The sequence below is a fragment of the Nocardia sp. NPDC051833 genome, from assembly GCF_040681225.1.
In the GTDB taxonomy this organism is placed as follows: Bacteria; Actinomycetota; Actinomycetes; order Mycobacteriales; family Mycobacteriaceae; genus Nocardia.
The window spans coordinates 1,366,988-1,382,034 of record NZ_JBFAYK010000002.1 but is presented as its reverse complement, the minus strand read 5'-3'; the positions used below and the strand labels follow the sequence as shown (position 1 = coordinate 1,382,034).

At 70.4% G+C, this 15,047-nt stretch carries 15 protein-coding genes; 13 read left to right on the top strand and 2 right to left on the bottom strand.

The genetic code is table 11. From position 1 onward, the window contains the following. Positions 1 to 317: 317 nt before the first annotated feature. From AB0L91_RS24515 to AB0L91_RS24465, 11 genes are all read left to right on the top strand, one after another. Positions 318 to 1,682, top strand: a complete 1,365-nt coding sequence (locus tag AB0L91_RS24515; RefSeq protein WP_365013583.1) for an NlpC/P60 family protein — start codon at positions 318 to 320, stop codon at positions 1,680 to 1,682. A gap of 176 nt (positions 1,683 to 1,858) precedes the next feature. Further along, the gene (locus AB0L91_RS24510; protein ID WP_355275961.1) at positions 1,859 to 3,025 is read left to right on the top strand and encodes a MoxR family ATPase; all 1,167 of its coding nucleotides are present in this window, start codon (positions 1,859 to 1,861) and stop codon (positions 3,023 to 3,025) included. Between the two features lie 29 nt (positions 3,026 to 3,054). Further along, positions 3,055 to 4,005 carry a DUF58 domain-containing protein gene (locus AB0L91_RS24505; protein ID WP_355276014.1) on the top strand — a complete coding sequence of 317 codons (951 nt, stop codon included), beginning with the start codon at positions 3,055 to 3,057 and terminating at the stop codon, positions 4,003 to 4,005. Next, a complete protein-coding gene (locus AB0L91_RS24500) occupies positions 4,002 to 5,006 on the top strand; it encodes a VWA domain-containing protein (RefSeq protein WP_218716512.1) in 1,005 nt (334 codons plus the stop codon). The genes AB0L91_RS24505 and AB0L91_RS24500 overlap by 4 nt, the downstream gene beginning before the upstream one ends. A gap of 84 nt (positions 5,007 to 5,090) precedes the next feature. Further along, on the top strand, positions 5,091 to 5,807 hold the full coding sequence (gene fabG1 / locus AB0L91_RS24495; RefSeq protein ID WP_365013578.1) for a 3-oxoacyl-ACP reductase FabG1: 717 nt from the start codon (positions 5,091 to 5,093) through the stop codon (positions 5,805 to 5,807). Between the two features lie 81 nt (positions 5,808 to 5,888). Then, positions 5,889 to 6,725 carry an NADH-dependent enoyl-ACP reductase InhA gene (inhA, locus tag AB0L91_RS24490; RefSeq protein ID WP_218716513.1) on the top strand — a complete coding sequence of 279 codons (837 nt, stop codon included), beginning with the start codon at positions 5,889 to 5,891 and terminating at the stop codon, positions 6,723 to 6,725. Next, entirely contained in the window at positions 6,725 to 7,774 is a 1,050-nt protein-coding gene (locus AB0L91_RS24485) for a ferrochelatase (protein WP_365013575.1), read from the top strand. Before inhA ends, AB0L91_RS24485 begins: the two co-directional genes overlap by 1 nt. Positions 7,775 to 7,860: 86 nt before the next feature. Beyond that, a complete protein-coding gene (locus AB0L91_RS24480) occupies positions 7,861 to 8,262 on the top strand; it encodes a hypothetical protein (RefSeq protein WP_365013573.1) in 402 nt (133 codons plus the stop codon). Positions 8,263 to 8,476: 214 nt separating this feature from the next. After that, positions 8,477 to 9,610: a hypothetical protein gene (locus AB0L91_RS24475; protein ID WP_365013571.1), complete on the top strand. Its 1,134-nt coding sequence runs from the start codon at positions 8,477 to 8,479 to the stop codon at positions 9,608 to 9,610. Between the two features lie 476 nt (positions 9,611 to 10,086). Then, positions 10,087 to 10,938, top strand: coding sequence for a hypothetical protein (locus tag AB0L91_RS24470; RefSeq protein WP_365013569.1), 852 nt, complete (start codon positions 10,087 to 10,089; stop codon positions 10,936 to 10,938). A gap of 110 nt (positions 10,939 to 11,048) precedes the next feature. Further along, positions 11,049 to 11,471 carry a hypothetical protein gene (locus tag AB0L91_RS24465; protein ID WP_365013566.1) on the top strand — a complete coding sequence of 141 codons (423 nt, stop codon included), beginning with the start codon at positions 11,049 to 11,051 and terminating at the stop codon, positions 11,469 to 11,471. A 7-nt stretch (positions 11,472 to 11,478) separates the two neighbouring features. Here the strand turns inward: AB0L91_RS24465 and AB0L91_RS24460 are convergent, their stop codons facing one another. Next, entirely contained in the window at positions 11,479 to 12,294 is an 816-nt protein-coding gene (locus AB0L91_RS24460; RefSeq protein WP_355275947.1) for a hypothetical protein, read from the bottom strand. A gap of 71 nt (positions 12,295 to 12,365) precedes the next feature. Continuing rightward, positions 12,366 to 13,178 (bottom strand): DUF3097 domain-containing protein, encoded by an 813-nt coding sequence (locus AB0L91_RS24455; protein WP_365013719.1) that lies wholly within the window; start codon positions 13,176 to 13,178, stop codon positions 12,366 to 12,368. A 142-nt stretch (positions 13,179 to 13,320) separates the two neighbouring features. Between AB0L91_RS24455 and AB0L91_RS24450 the strand changes: the two genes are divergently transcribed. Together AB0L91_RS24450 and AB0L91_RS24445 are read left to right on the top strand one after the other, a co-directional pair. After that, positions 13,321 to 13,752, top strand: a complete 432-nt coding sequence (locus tag AB0L91_RS24450) for an NfeD family protein (RefSeq protein ID WP_355275945.1) — start codon at positions 13,321 to 13,323, stop codon at positions 13,750 to 13,752. Between the two features lie 2 nt (positions 13,753 to 13,754). Beyond that, complete coding sequence (locus tag AB0L91_RS24445; RefSeq protein WP_365013562.1) at positions 13,755 to 14,996, top strand: SPFH domain-containing protein; 1,242 nt, start codon at positions 13,755 to 13,757, stop codon at positions 14,994 to 14,996. Positions 14,997 to 15,047: the final 51 nt, after the last annotated feature.

Here is a 15,047-nt window from a genome sequence, read left to right as displayed (position 1 = left end):
CCCTTTCGTCACATTTCCAGACCTCTGGTCTGTTTTTGGCGTGCAATCCTGTCGTCGATAAGGCTAACTCCGGGCTATCGGCAAATTACACCCCTGTCATCCTGTGGCTGATGTTTCCTTTGTGAACTATGTGTCGTACGGTTGCGGTGATCGCGATCGTGAAAGCAGTGGTACAGGGGGCATTGGTCGACTCCTGTGGTCGATGGGTGGGCTGATGCGCCGGTGGCGTAGGTCGAGTCGAGTCACTCGGAGGTGCCGTGCGCGGTGCGGGCAGGCAGGACGAACCAGGTCTATTACGGGTAGCGGCAGGATTGCTGATGGCGCTGGCCGTCCTCGCGAGTGCGGGACCGGTCGCGGCGGTGCCACCGCCGCCGCCGAATCCCTCCGACGGTGAGATCGCGGGCGCTGGCGCCCAGGTCGACGCGCGGGTCGGCGAGATCGGCGTGCTGATCAATAGAGTCGCCGCGGCCGATCAGCAGTTACGGGCCCTCGACGATGTGCTCGCCGCCAAGCGCGAGGCGGTCAACCAGGCGCTGGTCGACCTGCAGACCGCGCGCGACGCCGCCGACGCGGCCGCGGCCGCGGTCACCGATTCCCAGGCGCTGCTGGCCGACGCGGGCGCGAAAGTCGGTGTGGCCCGCCAGGATTTCGATCAGCTCGCGACCCAGGCCTACGTGCGGCCGGTGAACAGCTCGGTCGTCACCTATCTGGCCTCCTCGACACCCGACGCCGCGATGGACCGCGCGCAGGTGCTGAGCATGGTGTCGAAGAACCAGCGCCAGGTCCTCGACGAGCTGCGCCGCACCCAGATCGCGCAGGCCAATCAGAACGCCGCCGCCCGGCAGGCCAAGGCCGACGCCGACAGTGCCGCCGATGCCGCCGAACAGCAGAAGAACGTCGCCCAGAACGCGGTGGCCATTGCCAAATCCGAATACGACAGCCAGGCCGTCACCCGCGACAACCTGCAGCGCGATCGCGCCGCCGCGCAGTCCGCGCTCGACGTCGCCCGGCAGACCGTCGCGGGCCTGCAGAGCCAGCGCGAGGTGTTCCTGGCCTGGGACGACCAGCGCAAGGCCGAGGTGACCGCGCTGCTCGCCGCCGCCAACGCCGCCGCCCAGCGCGCGGCCGCCGACCAGGCGGCCCGCGACCGCGCCGCCAAACTCGGCGAGGGCCAGCGCCCGCACACCGAGCTCGAATCCACCCCGGCCGCGCCGCGCAAGACCCAACCCAAACCGACGAAACCACAGGTCACCGGATCGGCCGCGATCGAGACGGTGATCGACCGGGCGATGTCGCAACTCGGCGTCACCTACGCCTGGGGCGGCGGGGACGAGGACGGACCCACCCTCGGCATCCGCGACGGCGGCACCGCCGACGCGCACGGCGACTACAACAAGGTCGGCTTCGACTGCTCGGGCCTGATGCTCTACGCCTTCGCCGGAATCGGGGTCTCCCTGCCGCACTACAGCGGTTATCAGTACAACGCCGGCACCCGCGTCGACGTCGAGGACCGCGAACGCGGTGACATGCTGTTCTGGGGACCGGGCGGTAGCGCGCACGTCGCGCTCTACCTCGGCAACGGGAAGATGATCGAGGCTCCCGAATCCGGTGATGTCGTGAAGATTTCGCCGGTCCGCGAGGACGGCATCATGCCGTACGCGGTCCGCATCGTCACCGAATGAGCAGGTATCGTCACTGGTAGTGGCCGGTGAGGCCGCCCGGGCTCGCGATCGGCCGACGCGCGTGAGCCCCGTCACCGTCATGACGAATTCCGGTCTACTCCCGGCCGGTTGCGGCATACCGGGCGATTACCTGGAATAGTTGGGGCGGCACGCACAGGACCAAAGCGAAAGCGGGGATGTTGGTGACTTCGACGGAAGGTGTGAGCGGGCCGAAGCTGGCGAAGGACGCCGGTACGGCAACGCCGAGCACCCTGGAGCGTGACGTCCAGACTCTCGAGAAGGCGATCTACGAGGTCAAGCGGGTCATCGTCGGCCAGGATCGCCTGGTCGAGCGGCTGCTCGTCGGCGTGCTGTCGCGCGGCCACGTGCTGCTCGAGGGTGTGCCCGGTGTCGCGAAGACGCTCGCCGTGGAAACCTTCGCCAAGGTCGTCGGCGGCTCGTTCTCGCGCGTGCAGTTCACGCCCGACCTGGTGCCCACCGACCTCATCGGTACCCGCATCTACCGTCAGGGCCGCGAGGAGTTCGATACCGAACTCGGCCCGGTCGTCGCGAACTTCGTCCTCGCCGACGAGATCAACCGCGCCCCGGCCAAGGTGCAGTCCGCGCTGCTCGAGGTGATGGCCGAGCGCAAGCTGTCGATCGGTGGCAAGACCTACCCGATGCCCGATCCGTTCCTGGTCATGGCGACCCAGAACCCGATCGAGAGCGAGGGCGTGTACCCGCTGCCCGAGGCCCAGCGCGACCGCTTCCTGTTCAAGGTCGTCGTCGACTACCCCTCGGTCGAGGAAGAGCGCGAGATCATCTACCGGATGGGCGTGACCCCGCCGGAGCCCAAGCAGGTCCTCGCGCCCGAGGACATCATCCGGCTGCAGAAGCTGGCCGCCAACGTCTTCGTGCACCACGCGCTGGTCGACTACGTGGTCCGGGTGATCACCGCGACCCGCACCCCCGCCGAGTTCGGCATGCCCGATGTCGCCAGCTGGATCTCCTACGGCGCCTCGCCGCGTGCCAGCCTCGGCATCATCGCCGCCGCGCGCGCCGTCGCCCTGATCCGCGGCCGGGACTATGTCGTTCCGCAGGACGTCGTCGAGGTGATCCCGGACGTGCTGCGGCACCGTCTGGTGCTGTCCTACGACGCGCTCGCCGACGAGGTCACCCCCGAAGACGTGATCAAGCGCGTGCTGCAGACCGTCGGCCTGCCGCAGGTCGCGCCCCAGGCCGTCGGTGGCCAGGCCGCGCCGCAGCAGCCCGCGGTGCCCCAGCCGCCCGCCCAGCAACAGCCCGTGCCGCAGCCGGTGAACGGGCAGCAGTCCCAGCCCGCCGGCCACGTCGCGCCCCAGTGAGTGCGCCGGAACCCGTTGTCCGCGTGCCCATGTCGTCCCACGCGCCGCCGTCGTTCCGGGCCGGTGAACTGACCGACCCGAAGCTGTCCGCCGCGCTCAAGACACTCGAACTGACGGTGCGGCGCCGCCTCGACGGTGTCCTGCACGGCGACCACCAGGGCCTCATCCCCGGTCCTGGCTCGGAGCCGGGCGAGGCGCGCCTGTACCAGCCGGGTGACGATGTGCGGCAGATGGACTGGTCGGTCACCGCCCGCACCACCCATCCGCACGTGCGGCAGATGATCGCCGACCGCGAGCTCGAGACCTGGCTCGTCGTCGACCTGTCGTCGAGCCTGGACTTCGGCACCGGCCGGGTGCAGAAGCGCGATCTCGCGATCGCGGCCGCCGCGGCGATCACCCATCTCACCTCCGGCGGCGGCAATCGCATCGGCGCCGTCGTCGCCACGGGCCAGGACCTGGTGCGCATCCCCGCGCGCAGCGGTCGCCTGCACGCCCAGACCATGCTGCGCGGCATCGCGACCACCCCGCACGCCCGCGACGGTGTGCGCGGTGACCTCAAGGCCGGCATCGAGTCGCTGCGCCGTCCGCAACGCAAACGCGGTCTGGCCGTGGTGATCAGCGACTTCCTCGGTGACGTCGACTGGCAGCGCTCGCTGCGCGCGATCTCGGCGCGCCACGACCTGCTCGCGGTCGAGGTGCTCGACCCCCTCGATGTCGCGCTGCCCGACGGCGGTGACGTGGTGCTGCACGATCCGGAATCGGGTCGCACCCGCGAGTTCAGCGTCACCCCCACGCTGCGGGCCGATTTCGCGGCCGCCGCGCAGGCCCAGCGCGCGCAGGTGCAGCAGGCGCTGCGCAGCTGCGGCGCGCCGGTGCTGTCGCTGCAGACCGATCGGGACTGGATCGCCGACGTGGTCCGGTTCGTGTCCACCCGGCGCCACAGCCTCGGCGCCCCTAGCGGGCGGGTGCCTCGCCAGTGAGTATTTCGCATTTCACGGCCGTCGTCTGGCTCGGTTTCCTGGTCGTCGTCGCCCTGCTGGTGCTCGGCTATGTGCTGGTCCAGCGGGCCCGGCACAAGCGGATGCTGCAGTTCGGCAACATGTCCGTGCTCGAGCGGGTCGCCCCGTCGCGACCCAGCCCGATGCGGCACGTGCCGATCGCGCTGATCCTCGCCGGCCTGGTGCTGCTGACCGTCGCCGCCGCCGGACCCACCGCCGTGCAGAAGGTGCCGCGCAACCGCGCGACCGTCGTGCTGGTGATGGACGTGTCGCTGTCGATGGAGGCGACCGACGTGGAGCCGAACCGGCTGCAGGTCGCGCAGAAGGCCGGTAAGGAATTCGTCGACGGCCTGACCCCGGGCATCAACCTCGGTTTCGTCACCTTCGCCGGTACCGCGTCGGTGATGGTGTCGCCGACGACCAACCGCGAGGCCGTCAAGCATTCGATCGACAACATCAAGCTGGCCGAGCGCACCGCCACCGGCGAGGGCATCCTGACCGCCCTGCAGTCGATCGACACCCTGGCCGCCGTGCTCGGCGGCGCCGAGACCCCGCCGCCCGCCCGCATCGTGCTGATGTCGGACGGCAAGCAGACCGTGCCCGACGACAAGGACGTCGACAACCCGCGGCACGGCTTCACCGCGGCCCGGCTGGCCAAGAACAAGAACATCCCGGTCTCCACGATCTCCTTCGGCACCGAATGGGGCACCGTCGAGATCCCGGATTCCGACGGCAAGGGCTCGCAGCGGGTGAAGGTGCCCGTGGACAACGCCTCGCTCCAGGAGATCGCCAAGCTGTCCGGCGGCGAGTTCTACACCGCCTCCTCGCTGGCCGAACTGCGCGCCGTCTACGACACCCTCGAGGAACAGATCGGCTACGAGACCACCCGTGGCGACGCGAGCAGGCCGTGGCTGCTGCTCGGTATGTTGTTCGTCGCCGCCGGCGTCGTGGTCAGTTTGCTCTATCGTCAACGCCTGCCCTAGCACGCCTCGCCCCGCGTTGTGAGCCGTCGCAGTGCCGCGACCCTGACGCGGGGCACACGAACCGGAACAGATAGGTTGGACCCTATGTCGAACGTCACATCCCGCTCGGTCCTGGTGACCGGTGGTAACCGCGGAATCGGTCTCGCGGTCGCCCAGCGCCTGCTCGCCGACGGCCACAAGGTCGCCGTCACGCACCGCGGATCGGGGGTGCCGGAGGGTCTGTTCGGAGTGAAGTGCGATGTCACCGACAGCGAGTCGGTCGACCGGGCGTTCACCGAGGTCGAGGAGCACCAGGGTCCGGTCGAGGTGCTGGTGGCCAACGCGGGCATCACCGACGACACCCTGCTGATGCGCATGACCGAAGAGCAGTTCGAGCGGGTCATCGACGCCAACCTCACCGGCGCCTTCCGCTGTGCCAAGCGCGCCAACCGGGCCATGCTCCGCGCGCGCTGGGGCCGGATGATCTTCCTCGGCTCCGTCGTCGGCCTCGGCGGTGGCCCCGGTCAGATCAACTACGCCTCCTCGAAGGCGGGCGTGATCGGTATGGCGCGCTCCATCACTCGCGAACTGGGCTCGCGCTCGATCACCGCGAACGTGGTCGCGCCCGGTTTCATCGAGACCGACATGACCGCCGAGCTGCCCGAGGATCTGAAGGAAACCGCGAAGAAGTTCATCCCGCTGGGGCGTCTTGGCCAGGCCGAGGACGTCGCCGCCGTGGTCAGCTTCCTGGCGTCGGAGGACTCGCGCTACGTCACCGGTGCCGTCATCCCGGTCGACGGCGGCATGGGCATGGGTCACTGACCCGCTAACGGATCGCACCGCGCCGCCGACAATCCGGTGGCGCATGAAACGACCACCAGATTTCAGGAGAACCGAAAACTCATGGGCGGACTGCTCGAAGGCAAGACCATCCTGGTCACCGGCATCATCACCGATTCGTCGATCGCGTTCAGCGCGGCGGCGGTCGCGCAGGAGCAGGGCGCGAAGGTGATCATCACCGGCATCCCGGAACGGCTGCGGCTGATCGACCGCATCGCCAAGCGCCTGCCGCAGGAGGTGCCGCCCGCCATCCCGCTGGACGTCACCAACGAGGAGAACCTGGGCGCCCTGGCCGACGCGCTGCGCGAGCTGGCCCCCGAGGGCATCGACGGTGTCCTGCACTCGATCGCCTTCGCGCCCAAGACCCTGATGGGTCCGGACGCGGTGCCGTTCCTGGAGGGCCCCGGCCCCGATGTGGCGAAGTCCTTCGAGATCTCCGCCTGGAGCTACGCCTCGCTGGCTCGCGCCGTGCTGCCGGTGATGAACGAGGGCGGCTCCATCGTCGGTATGGACTTCGACCCGCGCGTGGCGATGCCGTACTACAACTGGATGGGCGTCTCCAAGGCTGCGCTGGAGTCGGTGAACCGGTACGTGGCCCGGGAAGTGGGCTACGCCAAGAAGATCCGCTCCAACCTGATCGCCGCCGGTCCGGTGAAGACCCTCGCGGCGAAGGCCATCGCCGGTACCGCCACCGACGACGCCAAGCAGCTGCGTCAGCTGGACGAGTACTGGGACGGCGCGTCGCCGATCGGCTGGGACGGCGCCGACGCGCGCGCGGTCGGCAAGTCGATCGTCGCGCTGCTCTCGGACTGGCTGCCCGCCACCACCGGCTCGATCATCTACGTCGACGGCGGCGCCAGCCACAACATGTGGTTCCCCGAGGGCTTCACCGCCAACTGATGACCGACGGCCTCCTGCTGCTGTCCTTCGGTGGCCCCGAGGGCCCCGAGGACGTGATCCCGTTTCTGGAGAACGTCACTCGGGGCCGCGGGGTACCGCGTGCGCGGCTCGACGAAGTCGCCCAGCACTACCTGCATTTCGGTGGTGTCTCGCCGATCAACGCGCTCAACCGCGACATCATCGCCGCGGTGGAAACCGATCTCGCCGACGCCGGGATCGAGCTGCCGGTGTATTTCGGCAACCGCAACTGGCACCCCCAGGTGGAGGACACCGTCGCCCGGATGACCGCCGACGGCGTGCGCTCGGCCCTGGTCTTCCCGACCTCGGCGTGGGGTGGCTACTCGGGCTGTCGCCAGTACGACGAGGACATCGCCCGCGCCCGCGCCGCGGTCGGCGACGGTGCGCCGGAACTGGTGAAGCTGCGCCAGTATTTCGACCATCCGCTGCTGATCGCCGCGTTCGCCGACGCGATCACCGCCGCCCTCGCCCGGATTCCGGCCGATCGCCGCGACGGTGCGCGCCTGGTGTTCACCGCGCACTCCATCCCGGTCTCGGCCGACATCGCCGCGGGCCCACCCGCCGACGGCGGCCGCCTCTACAGCAGGCAGGTCGCCGAGGCGGCCCGATTGTGCGCCGCCGCAACCGGTTTCGCCGACTTCGACCTGGTGTGGCAGTCGCGCTCCGGCCCGCCGCAGGTGCCGTGGCTGGAACCCGACATCGTCGATCACCTGGAGGTGCTGCACGGCAAGGGGATCGACGCCGTCGTGGTCTGCCCGGTCGGCTTCGTCTCCGATCACCTCGAGGTGATCTGGGATCTCGACAACGAGGCCGCGCAGAAGGCGGCCGAGCTCGGCATGGCCTTCGCCCGCGCCGCGACGCCGGGGACCGACCCGCGGTTCTCGCGCATGGTCGTCGAACTGGTCCAGGAGCGGATCGCCGGTGGCCCGGTGCGTGAACTCGGCGAGGTGCCCGGCTACGGCTGCACCGTCGACGGCGCCCTCTGCGCGCCCGGCTGCTGTGCACCGGCGGCGCGCCCGGCCAGACCCTGAACACAACCGGATAAACATTCGCCGGGTCGACCGGGTCCGGGGAGTAGGCTTTGCGGAGTTGTGCTCGACTGATCGGAGGACTTCCGATGCGTTCGACTCTGCCCCGCCGCGGCCGACCAGCCGTCGCCCTGCTCCTCCTGGCCGTGACCGCCTCCGGCCTCAGCGGTTGCGGGAACGACTCCAGTTACGAGGACGCTGGCCCGGTTCCCACCGAACCCACCATCTCCCAGGACTCGGTGGACGAACTCTGTGGCATTCTCGACGGCCAGAAGGGCACGTGGAAGGCGCTGGGCCCCCAGGTCGCCCGCGTGGCGTTCACCGGCGCGATGAAACTGTGGACGGTGCAGGACACCGTGGCGAACGCCGCGATCTCCTGGAATCGCCACATCGTCGACACCGTCACCACCGAGACCTGTCCCGTCGTCCGTGACGACACACTGGTCGTCCTCGACGTTCCCGACCTGAAGGCAGCCCTCGGCGGTTTCTGAACCGCGACCACAGCCCTGCGCCACGCCGCGTCGCACATAGACCGCTCCCGCGTAGTCGAGTAGTCGGGTACGCGCGTGCCCCCGTACCTCTCCGGCGCATTCTCGTCCCACCTGCACGACAGGAGAGGACGATGCGATGCGATCCCGTTCGACCTGATCCGGCGCCCGGCGGCCACCGGACCGGCACCTGTCGGACGCTGCGCGCACCCACCGGATGCTCGCACTCGCCGCGGTGGCGGCCGTCGCGATGCTGTCGGCGGGCTGCGTACGGCCCGCCGCCGATTCGCTCGCACCGGCGCCCGCGGACCCCGGTGTCTCGGCGACCGCCGGTCAGCAGTCGGCCACGGAGCCGGGGGACCGGTCAGGATCCGACAGCGGTTCTGCCGGGACGGCGCCGGGTGGCAGCCCCGATTCCGGTGCGGCACCAGGGAACAGACCCGACAGCGGCGCGGCGCCGGGTGGACCGATCGGCGAGGCCGGTGGCGGCGGGAGCGCGCCGGGCGGCCCGGTCGGCCCCGGTGCGCGACCGCCCGCGGGCGGCGGCCCGGCGCCCGCGAAGAAGCCCGGGAGCGGGAACCAGGCCAAGGGCTCCCCGGTCAAGATCCCGTCCTTCACCGAGATCGGCAGCCCGTTCACCCCGGAGCTGAAGGGGCGCATCGAAGCCGCGTCGGCGGCAGCCTGCCAGGACGCCGGAAACGACGCGAACTGCCTCACTCTCTCCTTCGCCCTGACCACGCCGGACGAGCGCGTCTGCACCTTCAGCGGCCTCTCGCCCTCCGGCGGAACCGCCGAGCCCGGCACCACGCTCACAGTGAATTTGTCCGGCACCGAGCCGTGCCCCACCACCGATGACAACGGCGGCTCCGGGACCGGCGGCGGTGGCACAGGTGGAGGCACCGCAGGCAGCGGTGGCGCGACCGGCGGTGGCCCGGGTGGAACGGGTGGCGAGGGCACATCCGGCGGTGGCGCGGGTGGAACGGGTGGCGAGGGCACACCCGGCGGCGGAACGACCGGCGGTGGCGCGGGAGGCGGAACGGGTGGCGAAGGCACACCCGGCGGCGGAACGACCGGCGGTGGCGCGGGCGGCGAGACCGGTGGCGACGGAACGTCCGGCAGCGGCGGAACCACGGGCGGAAGCAGCGGGGGCGGCGACGGTTCGACCGGTGGCAGTGCCGGCGGTGCGACCGGCGGCGAGACAGCGGTCCCCGGTCAGGGAACGACGGGCGGAACGCGGACAGGACCGTCCAGCGGCGGGACCGCCGGAAACACCGCCCCTGGCGGCAACACCACGAACGGCGGCGCGGACACCAGCGGCACCGATGCCCCGCCGGGAACATCCGGCGGTTGACCGGTGAGGCGAAGGACGACGACATGAGCACAAACACCGGCTCCACCGGTTCCGGCGCCACCCACCCACACAACGGCACGCCGCGACCCACCCCGGCCGCGGCGGCACCGTCCGTCGCGACGGCAGCGGCCACGTCGGGATCGGACGTACCGTCCGTCGCGACGGCAGCGACCGCGCCGGGATCGGACGTACCGTCCGTCGCGACGGCAGCGACCGCGCCGGGATCGGACGTACCGTCCGTCGCGACGGCAGCGGCCACGTCGGGATCGGACGTACCGTCCGTCGCGACGGCAGCGACCGCGTCGGGATCGGACGTACCGTCCGTCGCGACGGCAGCGACCGCGTCGGGATCGGACGTACCGTCCGTCGCGACGGCAGCGACCGCGCCGGGATCGAACGCGCCGTCTGCCGCCCCGGCACCGGGCGCGTCCTCCGCCGCGCCTTCCGGCGAGACCGGTCTGTCCCGCCTCGGGCCCATGATCCGCAACTTCGCCGCGCCGACCACGCTGGTGACCGCGCTGCTGTTCTTCTTCGGGTGGTCGCACGCCTACTGGTTCTTCGACTACTTCGGGGTGAACTCGACGACGATCGGGCTGACGACGCAGGACTATCTGATGCGCAGTCAGGATTCGCTGTTCATTCCGCTCGCGGCCGGGGCGTGCCTGTTCCTGGTGTATCTGCTGGGCCGCAGGGTGTTCGGGGAGTTCGTGGTGCCGCGGATGAGCGCGGCGCAGCGTCGGCTGCTGGTGCTCGCGACCCTGGTCGTCGGGAGTGTGCTGGTCGTCGCTGGCCTGGTCAGCATCGTCGTCTCGTCGCCGTTGCGGTCGATCGTCGGCGCGCCGGGGCTGTGCCTGGTCGGCGGTGTCGTGCTGGTCGTCGCCGCGGTGCGGGTGCGGCGCAATGATCAGGGTGGTGGTGAACCGGCCGCCGATGTGCTCACGGCGGGGGAGTGGGGCGCGGTGTTTGTACTGGTGGGGGTCGGCTTGTTCTGGGCGGTCGCCGACTATTCGGCGGCGGTCGGTACCGGCCGGGCGATCGAGCAGGTCGAGCAGTTCGCGGATCAGCCGAGTGTCTCGGTGTACGCGGACAAACGTCTCGGCCTGGCGGCGCCCGGCGTCACCGAACTCACGTGCCCGGCGTCCGACGCCGCCTATCCCTTCCGCTACGACGGTCTCAAACTCGTTCTGCAGTCGGGGAACCAGTACCTGCTGCTGCCGGAGTCGTGGAATCGGGACGGCGGGGTGGCCTTCCTGCTGCCGCGATCGGATGCCAACCGGATCGATTTCTTCCCGCCCGGAGCCGTCCCGCCCGCCCACGATTGCCGCTGAGCACGGGGTGCGCGGATTCCGAACCGGCGCTTGCCACTTCGGCCTGCCGCTGCGCTAGCATCTGCGCGCAGACCTTCGAGGGAAGGTGGTGTTCGAGACGGGGAGGCCCGATGATTCATGCCGCAATGCCGGCGACCGCACCAACGCTCGCGTCCGCGCCGGTCGCGGTGCTGGCCCGCCGCGGCGGCGGGGGAACCAGCGTCGGCATCGGCCTGCCCGATTGGTTGTGGATCACGATCCTGATCATCGTCGTGGTGATCGTCGCGATCGTGGTGATCCGCAAGCTCAGCAGCGGCTCGAATACCGGTGCGCCGCAGCAACTGCCGCCTCAGCAGTACCAGCAGCCGTACCCGCCCCAGCCGTATCCGCAGCAGCAGTACCAGCAGCCGCACGGATACCCGCAGCCGTATCCACCGCAGTACCCGCAGGCGCAGTACCCGCAGCCGTATCCGGCCCAGCAGCCGATGCCGTATCCGCAGCAGTACGCGCCCTACCAGGGCCAGCCGCAGTACCAGCAGCCCTACCGGCGCTGACCGGCGGCTAGCGCGGGGGACCGGCGGCGGCGTGCACCGCCACCAGCCGGGCCTCCCTGATCGTGTTCCACAGCGGCCGCAGCAGCGACTCGTGCGCGCCGATCGCGCTGGCCGAGGTCGGCGCGGAGGCTGGTTCGTGCTGGGCGACGGTGAGGATCGCCGCCACATGGTCGGCGGTGTCGAGAATGCGCTTGGCGCGCAACGGGATCGAGTCGGGGTAGGCGTGCCGGGAGTACGCCGCCAGCTGCGCTTCGATCTGTTCGCGCGGGTCGGCGTCGCCGGTGCCGACAGCGGTGGTGTGTAGCTGCATCAGCGCGTCGGCGGCGTCGCGGACGGCCTCGCGCATCGTGTATTCGGCTTCCCCCAGCGACATGTCGGGCCCGCTGACGTGCGGGACGTCGACGCTGTACACGGTCCACTGGAGCGTCTCGTCGTCGTCCCACTGCGGGATCAGGCCGGTGCCCTGCTCGCCGGGCACCCCGAGCAGCAGGCCCTCCTCGGCGTCGATCGCGTCGGCGGCGAAGGCGGTGCCGACCGGCAGGCCGCGCACGTCACCGGGGGCGGGCAGCACCAGGCGCAGCTGCGCGCCCTCGGGCGCCATCGCTTCGCGGATCACCTTGAGCAGCGGCATGACTCCGGTGCCGGCGGCCTCGCCACGCGAGGTCCACGGCAGATCCGTGCGCCCGCCGGTGACCGGGTCGCCCGCGGCCAGCGTGTGCCGCGCCGCCCAGGCGTGCAGTGCCTCCAGGAGGTCGTCGGGCGCGCTGGTACCGGCCAGCCAGGAGCCGGCCCACAGCGTCAGCGTGGCACTGGGAGAGCACATAATCATCGAGCATAAAGGTTTGCTCGGAATCGTGTGCGGGCACTGAGGGCCTGTCTGACCTGCGGGTGGACTTACTCGGGCTCGGTGACGAAGTCGATGAGCCGTTCGACAGCGCCGATCAGCGGCGCCTCCAGATCGCGGAACGAGTCGACCGCGTTGTAGACGCGGCGCCAGCCCTCCTGCGGTGTTCCCCAGCCCAGCCGCGCGCAGATCCCGGTCTTCCAGTCCTCGCCGCGCGGCACTGTCGGCCAGGCCCCGATCCCGACCGCGGCGGGCCGCACCGCCTGCCACACATCGATGAACGGGTGCCCGGTCACCAGCACATGCGGGCCGAGCCCGGTGGTCAGCTGGGTCTCCTTGGACCCGGTCACGAGGTGGTCGACGAGCACGCCCACCCGGGCGCCGGGGCCGGGCGCGAACTCGGTCAGTTTCGCGCCGAGATTGTCGAGGCCCTCCAGATGCTCGACGACGACGCCCTCCACCCGCAGATCGTGGCCCCACACACGCTCGACGAGGGCCGCGTCGTGCACGCCCTCCACCCAGATCCGGCTGGTCCGAGCCACCCGGGCGCGCAGTCCCTCGACCCGCGTCGACCCGGAGGCCGACCGGGTCGGCTGCTGGGGCGCGGTCGCGGTGGGCCGCACCAGGGTGACCGGTTTGCCGTCGATCAGGAACGCCGCCTCGCGCAGCGCGAACAGCCGGACCGCGCCGCGCCCGTCCTCGAGTTTCACGAAGTCGCCGTCGTAGCTGCGGTCGAAACCGACTACCGCGCCGCAGAATCCGCTCGCCGCGTCCTCCACGACCAGATCGCGGTCGGCGCTCACCTTCGGCACCGGGGTCTTCCTGGTTCGCTGGTGCCCGGAATAGATATCGCCGCCGTACATGTCACGCCCACTCACCAGGCCGAGCTTAGAGGCGCGGGCCCTGTGACGGCGGCAGCGGCGCGCGAAAGCGGTTGAACGCCATGATCGCCCCCAGGGTCGGCGAGCCCGCCCGGAAAGCCGTGATCGCGGCTAGTCTGGGATGGTGGCCGCAATAGTCTGGCTGATCGCGGGCATCGTCCTCGCGGCGGCGGAAATGCTCACCGGGGATCTCACGCTGCTCATGCTCGGTGTCGCCGCGCTGGGTACCGCCGGCGTCAGCGCCGCGGCCGACCTACCCCTGTGGGGCGACGCGCTGGTGTTCGGCGCGGTCGCGGGCGTGCTGTTCCTCGGGGTGCGCCCGGTGCTGCGGCGCAAGTTCGGTTCCCCGCCCCCGATTCCGACGAATGTCGATGCGCTGCCGGGAAAGTCGGCGCTCGTCCTCGAACAGGTCGCGGCGCATTCGGGTCAGGTGAAGCTCGGCGGTGAGGTCTGGACCGCGCGGCCGCTGGACCCGAGTGAAGTGTACGACGCCGGCGTGACCGTCTACGTGATGAAGATCGACGGCGCGACCGCCGTCGTCTGGAAGGGTCCCTAGTAATGGTTGCCTTGATCGTGGCCGCTGTCCTCGTCCTGCTGGTCGTGGTGGTGGTCTTCAAATCGATCGCTCTCGTCCCGCAGGCCGAGGCGGCGGTGATCGAACGGCTCGGGCGCTATTCGCGCACCGTGTCCGGTCAGCTCACCTTCCTCGTCCCGTTCGCCGACCGCGTCCGCGCCAAGGTGGACCTGCGGGAGCGGGTCGTGTCCTTCCCGCCGCAGCCGGTGATCACCCAGGACAACCTCACCCTGCAGATCGACTCGGTGGTGTATTTCCAGGTCACCAGCCCGCAGGCGGCCGTCTACGAGATCAGCAACTACATCGCCGCGGTCGAGCAGCTCACCGTCACCACGCTGCGCAACGTGGTCGGCGGCATGACGTTGGAGGAGACGCTGACCTCCCGCGACCAGATCAACAACCAGCTGCGCGGCGTCCTCGACGAGGCGACCGGCCGCTGGGGCCTGCGCGTGGCCCGGGTCGAGCTCAAGTCCATCGATCCGCCGCCGTCGATCCAGGAATCGATGGAGAAGCAGATGAAGGCCGACCGCGAGAAGCGGGCGATGATCCTCACCGCGGAGGGCACCCGCGAATCGCAGATCAAGACGGCCGAGGGCGCCAAGCAGGCCCAGATCCTGGCCGCCGAGGGCGGCAAGCAGTCGGCGATCCTGTCGGCCGAGGGTGAGCGGCAGAGCCGCATCCTGCGCGCGCAGGGTGAACGGGCCGCCTCGTACCTGCAGGCGCAGGGTCAGGCCAAGGCCATCGAGAAGGTGTTCGCGGCCATCAAGAACGGCAAGCCGACGCCGGAGCTGCTGGCCTACCAGTACATGCAGACGCTGCCGATGGTGGCGCGCGGCGACGCCAACAAGGTGTGGCTGGTGCCCAGCGATTTCGGCAAGGCGCTCGAGGGCTTTGCCCAGAACTTCGCCACCAAGGGCGAGGACGGGGTGTTCCGCTACGAGCCGTCCACCGAGGAACACCCGCCGGTCAAGATCGAGGACGACTCCGATGTCGCCGACTGGTTCGAGACGGCCTCGGACCCGAAGATCGAGCAGGCCGTGCGCGCCGCGGAGGCCACGGCCCGCACCCCCGTCGAGGGTTTCGAGCCGCCGCGGCCGAAAACCGTTGCGCCGGTAGAACCCCCGTCGCTGCCGACCCCGCCGCCGAACGTACCCCCGCAGCAGCCGCCCGCGCCGCGCCCGGACGATCCGTACGGTCGCCCCTGGCAGCCGCCGCAGCACAGCTGAGGTCGGGGACCGCCTGTCCGCGAGTGTGCCGAAAGCCGCCACCGGGCTCGG